Source organism: Nocardioides sp. J9 (assembly GCF_007829375.1).
In the GTDB taxonomy this organism is placed as follows: Bacteria; Actinomycetota; Actinomycetes; order Propionibacteriales; family Nocardioidaceae; genus Nocardioides.
In genome coordinates, this window is record NZ_VLJQ01000132.1 from 66,599 (window position 1) to 85,735 (window position 19,137).

At 72.8% G+C, this 19,137-nt stretch carries 18 protein-coding genes and 1 pseudogene; 2 read left to right on the plus strand and 17 right to left on the minus strand.

The window, feature by feature from the left end; all coding sequences use genetic code 11:
• Position 1: 1 nt before the first annotated feature.
• Entirely contained in the window at positions 2 to 2,608 is a 2,607-nt protein-coding gene (locus L615_RS22000) for a CDP-glycerol glycerophosphotransferase family protein (protein ID WP_145726472.1), read from the plus strand.
• A 538-nt stretch (positions 2,609 to 3,146) separates the two neighbouring features.
• On the opposite strand, the gene L615_RS22005 is transcribed toward L615_RS22000, so the two are convergent.
• The 13 genes from L615_RS22005 to folP form a co-directional block, all read right to left on the minus strand.
• A complete protein-coding gene (locus L615_RS22005) occupies positions 3,147 to 4,166 on the minus strand; it encodes a sulfotransferase family 2 domain-containing protein (protein WP_145726473.1) in 1,020 nt (339 codons plus the stop codon).
• Positions 4,167 to 4,670: 504 nt separating this feature from the next.
• A complete protein-coding gene (locus tag L615_RS22010) occupies positions 4,671 to 5,012 on the minus strand; it encodes an Lsr2 family protein (protein WP_028655564.1) in 342 nt (113 codons plus the stop codon).
• A gap of 144 nt (positions 5,013 to 5,156) precedes the next feature.
• Complete coding sequence (locus L615_RS22015) at positions 5,157 to 5,930, minus strand: type III pantothenate kinase (RefSeq protein WP_145726474.1); 774 nt, start codon at positions 5,928 to 5,930, stop codon at positions 5,157 to 5,159.
• A complete protein-coding gene (nadC, locus tag L615_RS22020) occupies positions 5,927 to 6,847 on the minus strand; it encodes a carboxylating nicotinate-nucleotide diphosphorylase (protein WP_028655562.1) in 921 nt (306 codons plus the stop codon). The genes L615_RS22015 and nadC overlap by 4 nt, the downstream gene beginning before the upstream one ends.
• Positions 6,844 to 8,523, minus strand: a complete 1,680-nt coding sequence (locus L615_RS22025; protein ID WP_145726475.1) for an L-aspartate oxidase — start codon at positions 8,521 to 8,523, stop codon at positions 6,844 to 6,846. The genes nadC and L615_RS22025 overlap by 4 nt, the downstream gene beginning before the upstream one ends.
• Positions 8,524 to 8,548: 25 nt before the next feature.
• Positions 8,549 to 8,968 (minus strand): aspartate 1-decarboxylase, encoded by a 420-nt coding sequence (gene panD / locus L615_RS22030; RefSeq protein WP_028655561.1) that lies wholly within the window; start codon positions 8,966 to 8,968, stop codon positions 8,549 to 8,551.
• Entirely contained in the window at positions 8,968 to 9,906 is a 939-nt protein-coding gene (panC, locus tag L615_RS22035; protein WP_145726486.1) for a pantoate--beta-alanine ligase, read from the minus strand. The genes panD and panC overlap by 1 nt, the downstream gene beginning before the upstream one ends.
• 5 nt (positions 9,907 to 9,911) lie before the next feature.
• Entirely contained in the window at positions 9,912 to 10,832 is a 921-nt protein-coding gene (locus L615_RS22040; protein WP_145726476.1) for a Rossmann-like and DUF2520 domain-containing protein, read from the minus strand.
• 171 nt (positions 10,833 to 11,003) lie between these two features.
• Positions 11,004 to 11,597: a hypothetical protein gene (locus L615_RS22045; protein ID WP_028655560.1), complete on the minus strand. Its 594-nt coding sequence runs from the start codon at positions 11,595 to 11,597 to the stop codon at positions 11,004 to 11,006.
• A gap of 327 nt (positions 11,598 to 11,924) precedes the next feature.
• Complete coding sequence (locus L615_RS22050) at positions 11,925 to 12,437, minus strand: DUF3180 domain-containing protein (RefSeq protein WP_261376817.1); 513 nt, start codon at positions 12,435 to 12,437, stop codon at positions 11,925 to 11,927.
• A gap of 10 nt (positions 12,438 to 12,447) precedes the next feature.
• Positions 12,448 to 13,017: a 2-amino-4-hydroxy-6-hydroxymethyldihydropteridine diphosphokinase gene (gene folK, locus L615_RS22055; RefSeq protein ID WP_028655558.1), complete on the minus strand. Its 570-nt coding sequence runs from the start codon at positions 13,015 to 13,017 to the stop codon at positions 12,448 to 12,450.
• A complete protein-coding gene (folB, locus tag L615_RS22060; RefSeq protein ID WP_145726477.1) occupies positions 13,014 to 13,424 on the minus strand; it encodes a dihydroneopterin aldolase in 411 nt (136 codons plus the stop codon). Before folB ends, folK begins: the two co-directional genes overlap by 4 nt.
• Positions 13,421 to 14,263: a dihydropteroate synthase gene (folP, locus tag L615_RS22065; protein ID WP_145726487.1), complete on the minus strand. Its 843-nt coding sequence runs from the start codon at positions 14,261 to 14,263 to the stop codon at positions 13,421 to 13,423. Before folP ends, folB begins: the two co-directional genes overlap by 4 nt.
• Positions 14,264 to 14,412: 149 nt before the next feature.
• Here folP and L615_RS22070 point away from each other — a divergent pair, with 149 nt between their 5' ends.
• Entirely contained in the window at positions 14,413 to 15,321 is a 909-nt protein-coding gene (locus L615_RS22070) for a polysaccharide pyruvyl transferase family protein (protein WP_028655557.1), read from the plus strand.
• A gap of 44 nt (positions 15,322 to 15,365) precedes the next feature.
• On the opposite strand, the gene folE is transcribed toward L615_RS22070, so the two are convergent.
• The 4 genes and pseudogenes from folE to L615_RS23630 all read right to left on the minus strand — a co-directional run.
• Positions 15,366 to 15,983 (minus strand): GTP cyclohydrolase I FolE, encoded by a 618-nt coding sequence (gene folE, locus L615_RS22075; RefSeq protein WP_028655556.1) that lies wholly within the window; start codon positions 15,981 to 15,983, stop codon positions 15,366 to 15,368.
• 7 nt (positions 15,984 to 15,990) lie between these two features.
• Positions 15,991 to 18,054, minus strand: coding sequence for an ATP-dependent zinc metalloprotease FtsH (gene ftsH, locus L615_RS22080; protein WP_028655555.1), 2,064 nt, complete (start codon positions 18,052 to 18,054; stop codon positions 15,991 to 15,993).
• A gap of 234 nt (positions 18,055 to 18,288) precedes the next feature.
• Positions 18,289 to 18,840, minus strand: coding sequence for a hypoxanthine phosphoribosyltransferase (hpt, locus tag L615_RS22085; RefSeq protein ID WP_028655554.1), 552 nt, complete (start codon positions 18,838 to 18,840; stop codon positions 18,289 to 18,291).
• 5 nt (positions 18,841 to 18,845) lie between these two features.
• Positions 18,846 to 19,137: pseudogene (locus tag L615_RS23630) on the minus strand (tRNA lysidine(34) synthetase TilS); the annotation flags it as partial.

A 19,137-nucleotide genomic window follows, 5' to 3' on the forward strand; every position in this document is an offset into this window, starting at 1 on the left:
CATGGCCACCGACAGCCGGCCGCTGTTCAGCATCGTGAGCGCCGTCTACAACGTCGCGCCGTACCTCCCCGACTTCATCGACTCGATCGAGGCGCAGACCACCGGCCTCGACGACGTCGAGGTCGTGATGGTCGACGACGGGTCGACGGACGACTCGTCGCGCCTGCTCGCGGAGTGGGCGGCCCGCCGGCCCGGCACCGTGCGCGTGGTCACCCAGGAGAACGGCGGCCAGGGCGCGGCCCGCAACCGCGGGATCCAGGAGTCCACCGGCGCGTGGATCACCTTCCCGGACCCGGACGACGTCCTCGAGCCCGACTACCTCGAGGTGGTCCGCGACTTCGTCCGCGCGCACCCCGAGGCGCACATGGCCGCCACCAACCGCCTGATCTGGAACGAGCGCAGCGGCAAGGTGAGCGACAGCCACCCGCTCCGCGCGATGTTCGCCGGCAGCCCGTACGTCGACCTGAGCGCCAGCCCGGACCGCTTCCACGGCAGCTCGCCGGCCACCTTCTTCCTGCTCGACGCGATCCGTGATGCGGACCTGCGCTTCGACAGCCGCGTGCGCCCTAACTTCGAGGACGGCCACTTCAACTGCCGCTACCTCTTCTTGTTCGACCGGCCGCAGGTCGGCTTCCTGCAGCGCGCGAAGTACCACTACCGCAAGCGCGAGGACGCCAGCTCCACGCTGCAGACGGCGGGGATGCACCCGGGCCGCTACACCGCGGTACCGGAGCACGGCTACCTCGACGTGATCCGTCGCGGCAAGGAGGCCTTCGGCGAGCTCCCGGGCTGGGCCGCGACCTTCCTGCTCTACGAGCTGCAGTGGTACTTCTCGCGTCCCGACCCCAAGGCCGGCGAGCGGCCGGTCTCCGGCGAGGTCCCCGAGCGCTTCCACGAGCTGGCGCGGCAGATCCTCGACGAGGTCGACGTGCACGCCACCTCGCCGTACCTCCCGCCGTCGGTGCCGCCCCAGGCCCGGCTGGTGCTCGAGCACGGCTACGACCCGGAGCCGTGGGTCGAGCAGGAGGTGCTGCTCCACGACCTCGACACCACGCAGGAGCTGGTGCGGGCGACCTACTTCTTCACCGGCGACCTGCCCGAGGAGCAGTGGCTCGCGAACGGCCGCCCGATCGAGCCCAGCCACGGCAAGGTGCGGGCGTGGGAGTACTACGGCCGCACGCTGCTGCGCCAGCGCGTGGTGTGGCTCCCGGCCGACGTCAGCCTGCGCCTGCTCCGCAACGGTGAGCCCGCCGACTTCATCTACCGCCGCGACCCGCGCCGGGTCCAGGTGGCCCCGCCGGGGCAGCTGCGCTGGTGGCTCAACCCCGAGTCCGGCTTCGCCCGCAGCGAGATCCCCGACATGCTGCGCCAGCGCCGCCCCACCTCGCGGCTGAGCAAGGTCGCCGCACGCATCAAGGACCGGCCGGCCGTGGCGCGCCGGTACGCCGACGCGTGGGTCTTCATGGACCGGGTGCACGACGCCGCCGACAGCGCCGAGATCCTGTTCCGCTACGTGCGCGAGAACCACCCGGAGATCAACGCCTGGTTCGTCCTCGAGAAGGGCGGCAAGGAGTGGGACCGGTTCCGCGCCGAGGGGCACGGCGACCGGCTGGTCGCCTACAAGTCCCTGCAGTGGCGGGTGCTGATGTCGCACGCCACCCACCTGCTGTCCTCGCACGCCGACGCCGCGATCGTCCGGCCGTGGCCGGTGCTCGAGTTCACACACGCGAAGTGGCGCTTCCACTTCCTGCAGCACGGCGTGATCAAGGACGACCTGTCCTCGTGGCTGGACCCGAAGCGCATCGAGACCTTCGTGGTCAGCACGCCGCAGGAGCTCGCGTCGATCGCGGGCGACGACACGTCGTACGTCTTCACGACGAAGGAGGTCGCGCTCACCGGCCTGCCCCGCTTCGACCGCCTGCAGGCCGTCGGCGACCGCTTCCCCGTCGACAAGCGGGACCTGCTGCTGGTCGCACCCACCTGGCGCAACAACCTGATGCCGCCGATCATCGAGGGCAGCCAGCGCCGTGACCTCGACCTGTCCCTGCTCGACAGCTACTTCGTGAAGGCGTGGATGGAGTACCTCCGCGACGACCGCCTCGCGAAGGCCTGCCGCGAGCACGGGGTGACCCTCGGCTTCCTGCCGCACCCGAACCTGCAGCCGCTGCTCCCCCACCTGGACCTGCCGGCCCACGTGACGCCGCTGAGCTACGAGGGCCAGGACCCGCAGGAGCTCTTCGCGCGGGCGCGGGCGTTCGTCACCGACTTCTCGTCGGTGGCCTTCAACGCGGCCTACCTGCAGCGCCCGGTCGTCTACTACCAGTTCGACGCCGACCTGGTCCTCGGCGGCGGCCACGTCGGCCGCGCCGGCTACTACGACTACGAGCGCGACGGCTTCGGCCCGGTCACCGCGAGCGCGGAGGACGCCGTGCAGGCCACCCTCGACGTGCTCGCGGCCGGACCGCACCCGACCGGGGTCTACCAGGAGCGGATCGACGCCACCTTCCCGCTGCGCGACGGCCGCTGCTGCGAGCGCGTCGTGGAGCGGGTGCGCCTCACCGAGCGCGACCGCAGCGACCTGCCTCCGGTGCCGACCCCCCAGGCCTGACCCCCCTGCCGGCGGTCGAGTGCGAGGCGCCCGGCAACCTGCCGGGTTGAGGCGCGGGATCGCCGGCAACCTGCCGGTGATTGAGGTGCGAGGCGCCGCCGACCTGCCGGCGGTCGAGGTGCGAGCCGCCCGGCAACCTGCCGGTGGTTGAGGTGCGAGGCGCCCCAGCGCCGAGCCTCGAAACCACCGCCCCCGGTGCGCCGGAGTGTGCCCACCACAGCCCGCCCCGCAGGCCCCGGAGGTTTCGAGGCTCGGCCGCGGGCGGCCTCGCACCTCAACCACCGGGAGTAGTAAGAGTCCCTGGGAGTACGGCGAAGCGCACCCCAGGCTTGCCGCTAGACCAACGCGGCCACCGGGAGCAACGCTCGGACCACCTAGCCCGGTCTTGCCGCCAGGCGGACTGTGCCATCCACCGGAGGCAACCGCGCGCGCGGCAGCGCGGCGCCCGTGCCGAAGGCGCGTCGACGGATGCCCGCGGGCCGAGCTTGCGAGKGCCCGTGCGGCTTCCGTCGACAGGCGACGCGCTCGCGCAGAAGACTCAGCGGCGGCGGAGGCGCGAGGCGGCGGCGCGGGCCTGGCCACGCAGGCTGGTGCGCGCCTCGAGCTCGGCGATGCGGCGCTTCGCGGCGTCGAGCTCGGCGCGGGTGTCGGCGAGCTCCTTCTTGCGGTCGCGGGCGATCCGGTAGAGCTCGCCGATCCGCTTGCCGAGCGACGCCTCCTGCTCGCAGGCGTTGAGGGCGGCCTGGGTCCACGGCTCGGCGGCCTCGGTGCGGGAGAAGTCCCACAGGTGGCCGAAGCGCTCGAAGTCGGCGGCGTAGATGCTCTCGATCTTCTCGCGGACGCCGTTCTCGTACAGCGCGCCGATCGCCTTGAGCGGGGTCGGGTTGGCGCGCGGCAGCTTGACCGGCGGGCGGCCCTGGGCGGCGAGGTGCTCGTTGAGGTCGGCCTGGAGCTGCTTGATCTCGCTGATGTCGTAGATCTTCGTGTACGGGACGGCGTCCTCGCCCAGCATCTCGACCTGGTCGCGGAAGTGCGCGTCCTTGGCCCGCAGCCAGTGCGGCTCCTCCTGGCCCATGAGGTCGACGAACTTGGCGAAGTCCTCGATGACCGTCTCCGCGGTGAGCGGGTGGCGGGGGTACCACCACTCCTTGGCCCAGCGCACGCTGAACGGCGTCTCGATCAGCAGCTTGTTCTGCCACGCCGAGAACAGGCGCACCCGCGGGTCGCGCACGACGGCGAACACGAACCACCCGTTGTCGGGGTGGATCTCCGCGCGCTGCGCGGGGGTGAGCGAGTCCAGCCGTGGCGAGATCTTCCACAGGTCGCGGTTGTGGATCGGCTCGGAGTCGTCGAGGTAGGGCATGTCCCGCGCCCGGAAGCTCGCGGGGTCCTCGCCGGCCAGGTCGGCCATCATCCACTTGAGACTGGTGCAGGCGTTCTTGTTGAGCGCCTCGAAGACGACCTTCGACTCAGGGGCGATGTAGGTGCGCCAGACCCCGCCGGGGATCTCCCGCAGCCGGGTGAGCATGGCATCGGTCGCAGGCTGGCCGTCGATCACCCGGACAGCATAGGAGATCCGGCACGCCCGCCCGGACGCGCCACCGCCCCCGGTCCACCCGGCTGTGCCTCCACAGCCCGCCGTCGAGGCCCGGCGGTTTCGAGGCTCCTCGCTGGCGCTCGTCGCACCTCAACCACCGGGAGCAACGCTCGACCGCCTGAGGCTCGCCCGCACCAGTTGCCGGTGGTTGAGGTGCGAGGCGCCCCGGCGCCGAGCCTCGAAACCACCGGCCACGGTCCACCCGGCTGTGCCCGCCACAATCCGCCATCAACGCCCGGAGGTTTCGAGGCTCCTCGCTGACGCTCGTCGCACCTCAACCACCGGGAGCAACGCTCGGACCACCTACGCCCGTCTTGCCGCCAGGCGGAGGCAGGACGTACGGAAGTCAACCGCGCCCGCGGCAGCGCGGCGCACCGCGCCGAAGGCGCGTCGAGGGCAAGTGCGGGCCGAGCTTGCGAGGCCTGCGCGCAGTCCTCGACAGGCGACGCGCTCGCGCCACTCAGGTCAGTTCGAGGCCTCGTACGCCTGCCGGACCTCGGCGGGGATGCGGCCGCGGGCGGGGACGTCGTAGCCGTTCTCGCGCGCCCACTCGCGGATCTCGGCGGCGGACGCGCCGGACGACGAGGCGGATGCGGTGGACTTCGAGGCCCGTCGGCCACCGCCGCCGCCGCGGCCGACCTTGCGGGCGTGGCCGAGGTACGGCGCGAGCGCCTCGCGCAGCGCGGCGGCGTTCTCGTCGTTGAGGTCGATCTCGTAGCTGGCGCCGTCGAGGCCGAAGGTCACGGTCTGCGTCGCATCGCTGCCGTCGATGTCGTCCACCAGGACGATGTTGACGCGCTGGGCCATTGCATTCTCCTCGAATATCACGACGATTTCCCGGATCCCGGGAATCCGGATATTAGCGAAATGCGCATTCCGGAGAAAGCGACCGGCCGGGGAGGAATGGAAAATGTCGCTCCGGGATATCGGAAATGACGCCCCGCCGATATCTCAGGTGTTCCGGGCGTAGACCAGCCCGAGGCCGCGCAGGGTCAGCCAGGGGGCGTGGTCGGTGAAGCAGCGGCACTCGTCGAGCACGAGCGGGGCGAGGTAGCCGGTGGCGATGACCGCGACGTCCTCGACGGGGGCGCCGAGGGCGGCGACGAGGCGCTCGACCATGCCCTCGACCTGGCTGGCGACGCCGAAGACCATGCCGGACTGCAGGGCCTCGACGGTGTTCTTGCCGATCACGCTGCGGGGGCGGACCAGCTCGACCATCCGCAGCTGCGCGCCCCCGCGGCTGAGCGCCTCGAGGGAGATCTCGATGCCGGGCGTGATCGCGCCGCCGACGTACCGGCCCGCGGCGTCGACGACGTCGAAGGTGGTGGCGGTGCCGCCGAAGTCGACGACGATCGCGGGCCCGGAGTAGTCGGAGGCCGCGGCGAGGGCGTTGATGATCCGGTCGGTGCCGACCTCGCGCGGGTTGTCGACGACGATCGGGACGCCGGTGCGGATGCCGGGCTCGACGATGACCCGCGGCACCTCGGGGAAGTGGTCGGCGAGCATCTCCCGCCACGCGTTGAGGACCGAGGGGACGGTGGAGCACACCGCGACGCCCGTGACGGCGTCCTCGTCGTGGCCGAGGAGGCCGCGCAGCAGCACCGCCCACTCGTCGGCGGTGCGGTGCTCGTTGGTGCCCACGCGCCAGTCCGCGACGACCTCGCCGTCCTCGAGCAGGCCGAGGACGGTGTGGGCGTTGCCGATGTCGGCGGCGAGCAGGCTCATGGCTGTGGCGTCCGGAAGTCCAGCCCGAGGTCGAACACGATGACGGAGTGGGTGAGCGCGCCCACCGAGATGAAGTCGACGCCGGTCTCGGCCACCTCGCGCGCCCGCTCCAGGGTGAGCCCGCCGGACGCCTCGAGGGTGGCGTGGCCGCCCGCCTCGGCGTTGATCCGCACGGCCTCGGCCATGTCGGCGGTCGACATGTTGTCGAGCAGCACCTCGGTGCACCCGGCGGCGAGCACGGCGCGCAGCTCGTCGAGGTCCATCACCTCGACCTCGACCCGCAGGCCGGGGTTGGCGGCGACGACGGCCTGGTACGCCGCCACGACGCCGCCCGCCGCGACCGCGTGGTTGTCCTTGACCATCGCCCGGTCGACGAGGCTCATCCGGTGGTTGACGCCGCCACCGCAGCGCACGGCGTACTTCTGCAGCGCCCGCCAGCCCGGCAGGGTCTTGCGGGTGTCGAGCACGCGCGCCCGGGTGCCGGCGAGGGCGTCGACCCACCGCGAGGTCGCGGTCGCGACGCCGGAGAGGTGCGAGGCGAAGTTGAGCGCGGTCCGCTCCGCGGTGAGCACGCCCTTGACCGGACCGGTCACGGTGAGCACCACGTCGCCGGGCTGGACCCGGGTGCCGTCGGGCACGCGCCCGGTGACCTCGACGGTGTCGCCGAGGGCGTAGGCGAAGGCGAGCTCGGCGATCGCGAGGCCGGCGACCACGCCGGGCTCGCGGGCTGCGAAGTCGGCGACGGCGGCGCCCATGTCGGGCATCGCGGCGCTGGTGACGTCGTCGACGCCACCGGGGAGGTCCTCCTCGAAGGCGAGGGCGACGTGGTCGTGGACCGCTCGCGGGTCCAGGCCGGCAGCGGCGATCTCCTCGACGAGGGCGACCGGCAGGTCGTCGTACGGCGTGCGGGCGATCATCGGGGCACCCCCGCCACGGGTCCGACACTCGGGTCGGTCTGGACCGCCGGGGTGAACGCCACGACGGTCGCGCCGTCGACCATCCGCACGTCGTAGTGGCCGGCGAAGACGGAGTCGTCGCGCTCGGGGTGGTCCTCGCGCCAGTGCGACCCGCGGGTCTCCTCGCGCAGCGCGGCAGCCTCGGCGAGGGCGGTGGCGATGGTCAGCAGGTTGGTGGTCTCCCACGCCTCCTGGTCGATGACCGCGGACTCCACGGCGGCCACCTTGTCGAGCAGCTGCACCGCCTCGGCGAGGCCGTCGGCGTGGCGCAGCACGCCGACGCGGGAGGTCATCGTCTCCTGCAGCTCGCGGCGCGCGCTGCCGGGGACGAGGCCCTGGGCACGGTGGTCGGTCGCGGGCTCGGCCCAGTCGCGCAGCTCGCCCGGCAGCACCTTCGCGATCCGGCGGGAGAAGACGAGGCCGTCGAGCAGGGAGTTCGACGCGAGCCGGTTGGCGCCGTGCACGCCCGAGCAGGCGACCTCGCCGCTGGCGTAGAGGCCGGGGACGTCGCTGCGGCCGTCGAGGTCGGTGCGCACGCCGCCGGAGACGTAGTGGCACGCCGGGGAGACGGGGATCAGCTCGGCGACCGGGTCGACCCCGTGCGAGCGGGCCGTGGCGAGGATGGTCGGGAAGCGGCGCTCCCAGAAGTCCGCGCCGAGGTGACGGGCGTCGAGCCACATGTGCGGCCGTCCGGTCTCGAGCATCCGCTTCATGATCGCCTTGGCGACGACGTCGCGCGGCGCGAGGTCGGCGAGCTCGTGGACGCCCTGCATGAACCGGTTGCCCTCGTCGTCGACGAGGAAGGCGCCCTCGCCGCGGACCGCCTCGGAGATCAGCGGCTGCTGGCCGCGTGAGTCGGGTCCGAGGTACATCACCGTCGGGTGGAACTGCACGAACTCGAGGTCGCGCAGGGTGGCGCCGGCGCGCAGCGCGAGCGCCATGCCGTCGCCGGTCGAGACCGGCGGGTTGGTGGTCTGGGAGAAGACCTGGCCGAAGCCGCCGCTGGCCAGGACGACGGCACGACAGTGGACCGCGCCGACGCCCTCGCGCTGGCCCTCCCCCATCACGTGCAGGGTCACCCCGGCGACGCCGCCGTCGGCGGCGAGCAGCAGGTCGACGGCGAGCGCGTGCTGGATGACCTCGATGTCGGGGGCGGCATCGATCGCCGCGACGAGGGCGCGCTGGATCTCCGCGCCGGTGGCGTCGCCGCCGGCGTGGGCGATCCGGTCGCGATGGTGCCCGCCCTCGCGGGTCAGCGACAGCTCGCCGTCGGCGGTGTGGTCGAAGTTGGTGCCGAGCGCGATCAGCTCGTGCACGGCCTCCGGGCCCTCGTCGACGAGGACCCGCACGGCGTCGGCATCACAGGCGCCGGCACCGGCGACGAGGGTGTCGACCTCGTGCTGGCCGGGGGTGTCCTCGGGGCCGAGGGCCGCGGCGATGCCGCCCTGCGCCCACTGCGTGGAGCCGGCCGACAGCACGTCCTTGGTCACCACGAGGACCTTGTCGACGTGCTCGCGCAGGCGCAGCGCAGCGGTCAGTCCGGCGATGCCGGAGCCGACGATGACGACGTCGGCGCGGGTCGTCCACCCCGGTTCCGGTGCGGTGAGGCGGCCGGGGAGGCGCAGGTAGTCGGGCATCCCAGCAGGCTACTGAACGGCGGGGTCAGCGCGTCGCGGTGACGTCCCCGCGGGACAGGGTCGGGTCGCCGAAGGTCTCGGCCGGGTCGAAGCCGGTCGCCAGGACCTTGTTGTCGGCGTCGACGAAGACCACGTGCGGCTGGTACTCCCTGGCCTCCTCGGTGCTCATCTGGCCGTAGCCGATGAGGATCACCAGGTCGCCGGGGTGGACGAGCCGGGCGGCTGCGCCGTTGATGCCGATGACGCCGCTGCCGCGCTCGCCGGCGATCGTGTAGGTCTCGAGCCGGGCACCGTTGGTGATGTCAACGATGTGCACCAGCTCGCCGGGGAGCAGGTCGGCCGCGTCGAGCAGGTCCTCGTCCACGGTGACCGAGCCGACGTAGTGCAGGTCGGCCTGCGTCACGGTGGCGCGGTGGATCTTGCTCTTCATCATGGTGCGGAGCATCAGCTGTCTCCCTCGGTGGTGGTGCCCGCCGCAGGTGCGGTCAGGTCCTCGGTGGTGCCGGTGAAGTGCAGGGGCAGGTTGTCGATCAGCCGGGTCGTGCCGACCTTCGCGGCGACGAGGATCCGTCCCTCGGTGCCGGGCTCCGGGTGGTCCGGGAGCTCACCGAGCCCGGTCGAGGTGATCGCGAGGTAGTCGAGCTCGACGCCGGGCTCGGACTTCAGCACGCCCATCGCCGCCCAGCGGGCCGCCGGGACGCCGTACGCCGCGCGCTCCTGGGCCGCGCGCAACGCGCGGCTGAGCACGACCGCCTGGCGGCGCTGCTCGGGGTCCAGGTAGCGGTTGCGGCTGGAGCGCGCGAGGCCGTCGGGCTCGCGGTCGGTCTCGGCACCGACGACCTCGATGCCCAGGCACAGATCGGAGACCATGCGGCGGATCAGGGTGAGCTGCTGGTAGTCCTTCTCGCCGAAGACGGCGACGTCCGGGCGGACCAGGCCGAAGAGCTTGGCGACGACGGTCAGCACGCCGCGGAAGTGGCCCGGGCGGCTGGCGCCCTCGAGGACGTCGGCCAGCGGGCCGGGCTGGACGGTCACCGCCTCGGAGGCGACGCCCTCGTGCGGGACCCCGTCGGGGTACATCTCGGCGACGACCGGCGCGAAGACCACGTCGACGCCCTCCTGCGCGGCGACCTCGAGGTCAGCGTCGAAGGTGCGCGGGTAGCGGTCGAGGTCCTCGCCGGCGCCGAACTGGAGCGGGTTGACGAAGATCGACAGCACCACGGTGCCCGTGTCGCCCGCGCGCTCGCGGGCGACGCGTATCAGGCTGGCGTGGCCCTCGTGCAGCGCACCCATGGTCGGCACGAACACCACCGGGCCGCCGCCCTGGGCGCGGAGCAGGGCGCGGAGGTCGGCCCGGCTGCGCGCGACAGCCGGCCGGGTGATGGTGCTCACGACTTCTCGACCGACTTCTCGACCCGCGCCGGCAGGATCCGGTGCTCGCCGTACGCGTTGAGCACGTTGGCGATCTGCTGGGCGCGGATCGGCAGGAGCCGGCCGTCGACGACGGCGCGGTCCAGGGTCGCCCACGCCATCGCGACGTACGACGGCACGGTGTCGGGCGCGTTGGCGGAGATGTCCTTGAGGTGCGAGGCCACGGTCTGCACGTCGCCGCGCACGATCGGCCCGGTGAGGGCGGCGTCGCCGTGGTCCAGCGCGTTGTCGAGCGCCGCCTCGAGCAGCGGGCGCAGCGTGCCGGACGGGTCGTCGACACCGGCCGCGGCGAGCAGGCCCATCGCCTCGCTGACCAGGGTGACGAGGTGATTGGCGCCGTGCGCGAGGCCGGCGTGGTAGAGCGTGCGCATCTCCTCGGGCACCCACGTGGGGCGGCCGCCGAGGTCGGCGACGAGGGACGCGGCGAGCTCACGCTCCCCGGGGCCGGCGGTCAGGCCGAAGACACAGCCGTGCAGGCGCTCGAGGTCGACCGCCGTACCGGTGAAGGTCATCGCCGGGTGCAGCGCGATCACGCGGGCACCGACGGCGGCGGCCGGCTCGAGGACGGCGAGGCCGTGCCGGCCGGAGGTGTGCGCGACGACCTGGCCCTCGCGGATCGCGCCGCTGTCGGCCAGCACGCGGACCACGTTGGGGAGCATGTCGTCCGGCACCGTGAGCAGCAGCAGCTCGGCAGCGCGCGCGACGTCGCTGGGCTTGCGCAGGGGCACGCCCGGCAGGAGCTCGGCGGCACGGCGGCGCGAGGCGTCGGACTCGCCGGCGGCGGCAGCGACGGGGTGGCCCGCGGCGAGCAGGCCAGCAGCAAGGACGGCGCCGACGCGGCCAGCGCCGATCACGCCCACCCGGAGAGTGTGGGTCATCGTGAACCTTTCGTTCCCGTCCCACCGACCACTGCCGCGGCGCGGCAGCCGGTGTGGGTACCGGACGTTGTGCTCAAGAGGAGTACCCGGGGTCCCGGGGACGATTCCACGGTACGCCCGCACGACGCCCGGGCGGAACGGGTCCGTCCGGTGGGCTAGGTCACACCCGGGTCAGGCGGTGCGGCCCTTCTGCCAGGCCTGGCTGGCGGACCGCTCGGCGTGGAGCTCGCTGGTGACGACGTCGAGCTCGGCCTCGAGCTCGGCGACGCGGATGACGGCCTGGCTGGCCCGCTCCTCGGCGTCGGCGAGGCGGGCGGTGAGCCGCTCGGCGGCCTCCTGCGCCGACGTGGCCTGCTCACGGGCCTCGTCGAGGTCGCGGCGCGCCTCGGCGAGCTCGGCCGCGGCGTCGTCCAGCCGCTTCTCGAGGCGGGAGATGGTGGCGTCACGGCGGGCGACCTGCCCGGTCATGTCGGCGGCGAACTCGACGTTCTCGGCCGTGCGGGCCTCCGTCAGCTCGGCGTACGCGCGGGCCTGCTGCGCCCGGTCGCGCGCGGCCTCCTCGCGGGAGTCCATCAGCTCGGTGTGGGTGATCTTCGTGGCGGCCGCGCCCAGCAGGACGGCGGCCGCGCCGGCGACGGTGACGAGCAGCCAGGACCCGGTGAGGGCGGTGCCCAGGACCGCGGCCGCCGAGACCACGGTCAGGAGGGCGGCGACCACGAGGCGGGTCGACCGCTGACGACGACGGTTGCCGACGGGGGAAGTCATGCCAGCACGGTATGCCGCCGCGGCCCCCTCATCTCGTAGACACGCTTGTCACACCCGTCCCAGCCGTCACACTCGTGGCCGCCGTGCCTGGACGCCCGGCGCGGTAGTCCCTGACGAAAAGCACCGTGACACGCCGTACGACGGTGCTTTTCGTCAGGGACTATCCCGCCGGGGCCCTCCAGAAAGGTGTCGAGATTGTCGGACAACGGCGGTAGTCCCGGGTCAAAAGCACCGGGACACGCCGGTGCAGGGTGCTTTTGGCCCGGGACTACCGCGAAGGGCTTGACACCACGCGTCTCGGGTGGGTGGGCCGCCGGCAGGCGGGGCTCAGGTGTCGGGGTCGTCGTGGACGCGGCAGGCGCGCTCGAGGAGGACGGCGGCGAGGACGGCGAGCAGGGCGCACACGCAGGCGGCGGAGGCGCCGATGATCCGGTCGTCGGCCTGGTCGGCGGCGTCGCCGACCCACGAGAGGGCGTAGCCGGCGTACCCACCGGCGACGAGGGCGGCGACGAGGGCGCTGGCGCGGGCGAGGACCAGCCGGTTGACGGCCTGGTGGGCCTCGAGCCGCTCGCGGCGCACGTGGACGGCGCGGTGGGTCACCCAGGCGACGTAGCCGAGGATCCCGGCGAGCAGCAGCAGCGCGAGCGGCTGGGCGAGCGTCACCAGCGGGGGTACGACGCCCAGCCGGTCTGAGACCGGGTGCAGGGCCCAGCCGCAGACGAGGCCCACGGCCGCCCAGCCGACGAGGGTCAGCGGCGGGGTGGGGCGCAGCGAGCCGGCCGGCTCCCGGCGCTCGTCCGGGTCGGGGTCGGGCTCCCGGTGGGCGGGGTCCCGGCTCACCGTGCGGCGGTCACTCGTACTCGAGGACCAGGTCGGGGCGCGGGGTGAGCCCCTCCGTGCCGACCTTCGCCAGCAGCTCGGCGACGGGGCCGTGGCCGAGGAACTCGGCGTCGGGCTCGAGGTCGAGCCACGGCTTGAGCACGAACGCGCGCTCGTGGGCCCGCGGGTGGGGCAGGCGCAGCTCGTCCTTGTCGCTGCGGCGGTCGCCGACGACGATCAGGTCCACGTCGAGGGTGCGCGGCGCGTTCTTCACCTCGCTGCGCAGGCGGTCGAAGGCGTCCTCGACGGCGAGGGCACGGTCGAGGAGGCGGTGCGCCGACAGCGTGGTGTCGGCGAGCACGACGGCGTTGAGGAACGGCTTGGAGTCCGGCGGGCAGCCCACCGGCTCGCTCTCGTAGACCGGGGAGACGCCGGTGACCCACACGTTCGGGGTGTCGGCGAGGGCCGCGACGCCGCCCTGGAGGTTGCCGAAGCGGTCGCCGAGGTTGGAGCCCAGCGCGATCACCACTCGCCGGATCGGACGCATCTCCCCGGTGAGGGTGTCCGCGTCGATGATGTTCGGGTTGGGGGTCTCGGTCATGCTCGGGCCTCTGCCTTTCCGGTTCGGTTTCCCGCTTCGCCTGCCACCTCGCGGTGGCGGGTGATGGTGAGGCGGACGTCCTGGAACGTCGCCTGGATGGGCGCGTCCGGCTTGTGCACCGTCACCCGCGCCCATTCAACACGACTGTCCATGAGAGCGACATCGGCCACCCTCTGGGCGAGGGTCTCGATGAGGTCCACGGGGTCGGTCCGGACGGCGGCGACGACACGGTCCACGAGGACGCCGTAGTCGACGGTCTCACGCAGGTCGTCCGAGGCAGCGGCCGGCGCGGTGTCGACCCCGAGCACGAGGTCGATCACGAAGACCTGCCCGTCGCGTCGCTCGTGGTCGAACACGCCGTGGTGGGCGAAGCACTCGATGCCCAGGATGCTGAGCTCGTCGGTCACGCTGGTGCTCCTTCCGCCCGCTGCCCGATCAGCGGTTGTCCGCTCCACTGTGCCGCAACAGCCAAGGCGTCCCGGTGCGCGCGCACATCGTGGACCCGCAGGCACCACACCGGCGCGCCCCCCAGGCCGGCGGCGAGCAGGGCCGACAGCGCGACGCCCGCGGCCTCCCGCTCGGGGATCGGGCGGGGCTCGCCGTGCTCGTCCTCCAGCAGCCGGCCGAGGAAGGTCTTGCGGCTCGCGCCGACCAGCAGCGGGAAGCCGAGGGACAGCTCGTCGAGGTGCCGCAGCAGCTCCCAGTTGTGGTGGGCGAGCTTGGCGAAGCCCAGGCCGGGGTCGAGGACCACCTGCTCGTCGGCGACGCCGGCGGCGCGGATCGCCTCGACCCGCTGCGCGAGCTCGGCGGCGACGACGGGGACCACGCCGCCGTCGTACTCGGTGAACTGCTGCATGGTCGCACTGTGCGCGCGCCAGTGCATCGCGACGTAGCGGGCGCCGCTGCGGGCGACGACGTCGAGGATCCCGGGGTCGGCGAGACCGCCGGAGACGTCGTTGACGATGCTCGCGCCGGCGTCGAGCGCGCGGGCGGCGACCTCGGCCCGCATGGTGTCGACCGAGACGGTGGCGCCCTCGGCGGCCAGCGCCKCGATGACGGGTACGACGCGGTCGAGCTCCTCCTCGAGCAGCGGCCTCGTGGCGCCGGGCCGGGTGGACTCCCCGCCCACGTCGAGGATGTCCGCCCCCTCGGCCAGCAGGCGCCGGCCGTGGGCGATCGCGCGCTCGGGGTCGTCGTACCGCCCACCGTCGGAGAACGAGTCCGGGGTGACGTTGACGATCCCCATCAGCAGCGGCGCGGTCACACCGCGACCCTATCCACCGCACGGCCCGCCGCGCGCCCTGCGCCGGGCGGTCGGGGGCGACCCGCACGGGCTAGACTCCCCGGCGGTCGTCGACCGGACAGCACTCCTCCTCTCCCCCTGGGTGGCACGCGATGCGCATTGGGCTCCGCCGGGATCTCGACGCGCCGGGTCACCTGCGCCGGCGGGTGGTGAGCCTGCCGCTGCCTCTGCAGCGCCGCCTGAACCGGCGCGAGCTGCCGATCCGGATGTACTGGTGGCGCCCGCCGCGGTTCCGCAACTTCGGCGACGAGCTCGCCGTCGACGTCATCGAGCGGCTGTGGGGGCTGCGCTGCGAGCACACCCCCCTCGCCAGCTGCGAGATGGTGAGCGTCGGGTCGCTGATGGAGCTGACTGCCGAGACCCGCCGGCCCGGGCAGGAGATCGACGTATGGGGCTCCGGATTCATCAAGCCCGCCAGCGAGGACGTCGAGCACGACCTCGAGGGCCTGCGCATCTTCGCGCTCCGGGGGCCGGCGACCGCGCGCCGGGCCGGCCTGAAGCCCGCGGAGGTGCCGATGGGCGACCCCGGGCTGCTGGCGAGCCGGGCCTACCGCCCGGCGCGGGCCAGGAGCCACCGCATCGGCCTCGTCTACCACTACGCCGACGAGAAGGTCGCCGCGCTGGACACCGCGCGGGAGGACCCGCGGTTCCTGCTGATCGACGCGCGGCAGTCGCCGCGCAAGGTCGTCCACGACATCACGTCGTGCGAGCTGGTGCTGTCGTCCAGCCTGCACGGGATCATCGTCGCGGAGAGCTTCGGGGTGCCGGCGTACTGGGTGAAGCTGTCGGGTCGGCTCGCGGGCGGCCGCTACAAGTTCCGCGACTACTTCCGCGGGACCGGGCGCAATGACGTCGCGCAGCTGGACCTGGCGGAGTTCCTCGCCGACCCCGGTGCGGAGGCGGCGGCGATCCGCGACCACGTGCCGGTGCCGGACCTGGCGAAGCGGCAGGACGCGCTGATCCGCGCGTTCCCCTACAACCGGGTCCTCGACCTGACCTGAGGAGCGGCGGACCGCCCGACCGGCGGGTGGGCCGGGGCCGGAGGTCAGCCGCGCGGGCTGTGGATCAGCGACATCGCCTCGGCGCGGGTGGCGGGGTTGTGCATGATGCCCCGGACCGCGGAGGTGATGGTGCGCGCACCGGCCTTGCGGACGCCGCGCATGGTCATGCAGAGGTGCTCGGCCTCGATGACGACGATGACGCCGCGGGCCTCGAGGATGTCCATGAGGGAGTCGGCGACCTGCGTGGTCAGCCGCTCCTGGACCTGGGGCCGCTTGGCATAGACGTCGACGAGCCGGGCCAGCTTGGACAGCCCGGTGATCTTGCCGGACTCCGCCGGGATGTAGCCGACGTGCGCGACGCCGGTGAACGGCACCAGGTGGTGCTCGCACATCGACCACAGCTCGATGTCGCGGACCAGGACCATCTCGTCGTGGCCGAGGTCGAAGGTCGTGGTGAGCACGTCCTCGGGCGTCATCCGCAGGCCGGCGGTGAGCTCGGCGTACGCGCGGGCCACCCGGGCGGGGGTGTCGTGCAGGCCCTCGCGGTCGGGGTCCTCCCCCATCGCGTGGAGGAGCTCGCGCACCGCGGCCTCGGCGCGGGCCTGGTCGAAGGCGGGCACGTCGGCGGGGCCGCGGTCGGGGGCGGCGATCGGGTCGGTCACGCGTTCCTCAGGTGCCGGGGTTGGGCGACGGGGGCGTCGGGTCGCTCGACGGGGACGGCGGGCCGCCGTACACGTCGCCGCCGGGGCCCGGCGGGGTCAGGATGGCGCCGCCCTCCGGGCCGACCTCCTGCGGCTGGCCGTTCTGCTCGGCGCGGCGGCGGATCTCCTCGGGGATCTCCACGGGCGGGATGTCCGAGGGGATGCGCGTCGGCGAGCCGGTCCAGGCGGGCCGCTCGGGGCGGAGGCGCAGCGCGGTGAAGATCTCGGCGACCTCCTCCTTGTCGAGCGTCTCCTTGTCGAGCAGCGCGAGCACGAGCGCGTCGAGCACGTCGCGGTTCTCGACCAGGATGTCGAAGGCCTCCTGGTGCGCGGCGGCGAGGAAGTTCTTCGTCTCCTCGTCGACGATCGCGGCGACGTCCTCGGAGTAGTTGCGCGAGTGGCCCAGGTCGCGGCCCAGGAAGGGCTCGGAGTTGGACTCGCCCAGCTTGATCGCACCGAGGCGCTCGGTCATGCCGTACTGCGTGACCATCGCGCGGGCCAGCGCCGTGGCCTTCTCGATGTCGTTGCCCGCGCCCGTGGTCGGGTCGTGGAAGATCAGCTCCTCCGCCGCCCGGCCGCCCAGCATGTAGGCGAGCTTGTCGAGCATCTCCGAGCGGGTCTGGGAGTACTTGTCCTCGTCGGGCAGCACCATCGTGTAGCCGAGCGCACGGCCGCGCGGGAGGATCGTGATCTTGTGGACCGGGTCGGTGCCCGGCAGCGCCGCCGCGACGAGGGCGTGACCGCCCTCGTGGTAGGCGGTGATCAGCTTTTCCTTCTCCGTCATCAGGCGGGTACGACGCTGCGGACCCGCGATCACGCGGTCGATCGCCTCGTCGAGGGTCTCGGCGGTGATGACCTTCTTGCCGTTGCGGGCGGTCAGCAGGGCGGCCTCGTTGAGCACGTTGGCGAGGTCGGCACCGGAGAACCCGGGGGTGCGCCGCGCGACGGCCATCAGGTCGACGTCCTCGTAGAGCGGCTTGCCGCGGGAGTGGACGTCGAGGATCCGCTTGCGGCCGGCGAGGTCGGGGGCGTCGACCTGGATCTGGCGGTCGAACCGGCCCGGGCGAAGCAGCGCGGGGTCGAGCACGTCGGGACGGTTCGTGGCCGCGATCAGGATGACGCCGCCGCGCACGTCGAAGCCGTCCATCTCGACGAGGAGCTGGTTGAGGGTCTGCTCGCGCTCGTCGTGGCCGCCACCCATGCCGGCGCCCCGGTGGCGGCCGACCGCGTCGATCTCGTCGATGAAGACGATCGCGGGGGCGTTCTCCTTGGCCTGCTCGAACAGGTCGCGGACGCGGGAGGCGCCGACGCCCACGAACATCTCGACGAAGTCGGAGCCGGAGATGGAGTAGAACGGGACGCCCGCCTCGCCGGCGACGGCGCGCGCGAGCAGGGTCTTGCCGGTGCCCGGCGGGCCGTAGAGCAGCACGCCCTTCGGGATCTTGGCGCCGACGGCCTGGAACTTTCCGGGCTCGGAGAGGAACTCCTTGATCTCGCCGAGCTCCTCGATCGCCTCGTCGCAACCGGCGACGTCGGCGAACGTGGTCTTGGGCATGTCCTTGCTGATCATCTTGGCCTTGGACTTGCCGAACTGCATGACGCCCCGGCCGCCGCCCTGGACGTTGTTCATCAAGAAGATGAACAGCAAGATGATCAGCGCGAACGGCAGCAGGGTGGCCAGCAGCGACCCGAGCAGGCTGGGCTGCGGGTTCTTGGAGTTCGACTCCTCGATCGTGCCCTTGTCGACCTGCTCCTTGACCGCGGCCAGGATCGCCTCCTGCTCGCCCTGGACGTAGTGCGAGAGGACCTTGTCGCCGCCGTCGCGGGTGCCGTCGTCGAGGGTCGCCTCGATCGCCTGGTCACCGTCGATGAAGGTGATCTCCTTGACGTCGCCCTGGGCGATGTACTTCTCCATGCGGGACGTCGGGATCTCGTCGAACCCGCCTCCGGGCGCGAGGAACTCGAGGGCGAGGACGACGGTCACGACCGCCACCACGATCCAGAGCCAAGGGCCCCTGAACACGCGCTTCACGTACTTACCCGCTCCCCACACTCCACGACAGGATCAGTCGACGGTACACGCCGCCCACGCACCCATTCTGTCCGGTCCATGGTGACCGGAGCCAGCGGAGCCCCCGTTCGGGGGCTCCCGCGGACGACAACGGGTGGCGCCGGCGTGGAGTTCCGCGGGGTCGCAGCAGGTGTGCGCGGGGGTCGGGTCGGGGTTCCGGGGCCGTGGCTGGCCCCGCCGGGTCAGGAGCAGGCGTCAGGAGTAGACGGCCGGCGAGAGGGTGCCGATGTCGCGCAGGTTGCGGTAGCGCTCGCGGTAGTCGAGGCCGTAGCCGACGACGAACTCGTTGGGGATGTCCCAGCCGACGTACCGGGCCGTGACCGGCATCTGCAGCGCCTCGGGCTTGCGCAGCAGGGTGGCGATCTCGACGCTGGCCGGGCCGCGCGAGCGCAGGCTGGAGGTCAGCCACGACAGGGTGAGGCCGGTGTCGATGATCTCGTCGACGATCAGCACGTGCCGGTTGGTGATGTCGGCGTCGAGGTCCTTGAGGATGCGGACCACGCCGGAGGACTTCGTGCCGGAGCCGTACGACGACACGGCCATCCAGTCCATCTCGACGTGCGACTTCAGCGACCGGGCGAGGTCGGCCATGATCATCACCGCGCCGCGCAGGACGCCGACGATGACGAGGTCCTTGCCCTCGTAGTCCCGGTCGATCTCGGCGGCCAGCTCGGCCACCCGGGCCTGGATCTGCTCCTCGGTGAAGAGCACCTCGACAAGGTCGTCCGCGACGTCGCTGGCGTGCATGGACGTCAGCCTGCCACAGGTGTCGCGCGGAACCGGAGGTGGGCGTCCTCGCGGTAGGCCGTGGTGTGACCTGGCAGCTGCACCTCGCCGTTGATCCCGCCCAGCGCGAGCTGGTGCAGGGCGGTGACGTGGACGTGGAACAGCTCGCTGTCGCGGGCGCCGGCGGCCAGCGCGGCCAGGCGCAGCACCCGGGTCGCGACCGCGGGCAGCCCGTCGGCACCCGCCAGCGCGTCGTACGACGCCTGCGCGATCGCGTCCAGCGCCTCGACGTCGGCGCGGACCTGGTCAGCCGTGCGG

Excerpts from the sequence above, each read along its gene's own strand:
- L615_RS22000 (WP_145726472.1), top strand. The coding sequence starts at position 2 with ATGGCCACCGACAGCCGGCCGCTGTTCAGCATCGTGAGCGCCGTCTAC.
- L615_RS22010 (WP_028655564.1), bottom strand. The coding sequence starts at position 5,012 with ATGGCCCAGCGCGTCAACATCGTCCTGGTGGACGACATCGACGGCAGC.
- L615_RS22015 (WP_145726474.1), bottom strand. The coding sequence starts at position 5,930 with ATGAGCCTGCTCGCCGCCGACATCGGCAACGCCCACACCGTCCTCGGC.
- nadC (WP_028655562.1), bottom strand. The coding sequence starts at position 6,847 with ATGATCGCCCGCACGCCGTACGACGACCTGCCGGTCGCCCTCGTCGAG.
- L615_RS22025 (WP_145726475.1), bottom strand. The coding sequence starts at position 8,523 with ATGCCCGACTACCTGCGCCTCCCCGGCCGCCTCACCGCACCGGAACCG.
- panD (WP_028655561.1), bottom strand. The coding sequence starts at position 8,968 with ATGCTCCGCACCATGATGAAGAGCAAGATCCACCGCGCCACCGTGACG.
- L615_RS22040 (WP_145726476.1), bottom strand. The coding sequence starts at position 10,832 with ATGACCCACACTCTCCGGGTGGGCGTGATCGGCGCTGGCCGCGTCGGC.
- L615_RS22045 (WP_028655560.1), bottom strand. The coding sequence starts at position 11,597 with ATGACTTCCCCCGTCGGCAACCGTCGTCGTCAGCGGTCGACCCGCCTC.
- folK (WP_028655558.1), bottom strand. The coding sequence starts at position 13,017 with ATGACCGAGACCCCCAACCCGAACATCATCGACGCGGACACCCTCACC.
- L615_RS22070 (WP_028655557.1), top strand. The coding sequence starts at position 14,413 with ATGCGCATTGGGCTCCGCCGGGATCTCGACGCGCCGGGTCACCTGCGC.
- hpt (WP_028655554.1), bottom strand. The coding sequence starts at position 18,840 with ATGCACGCCAGCGACGTCGCGGACGACCTTGTCGAGGTGCTCTTCACC.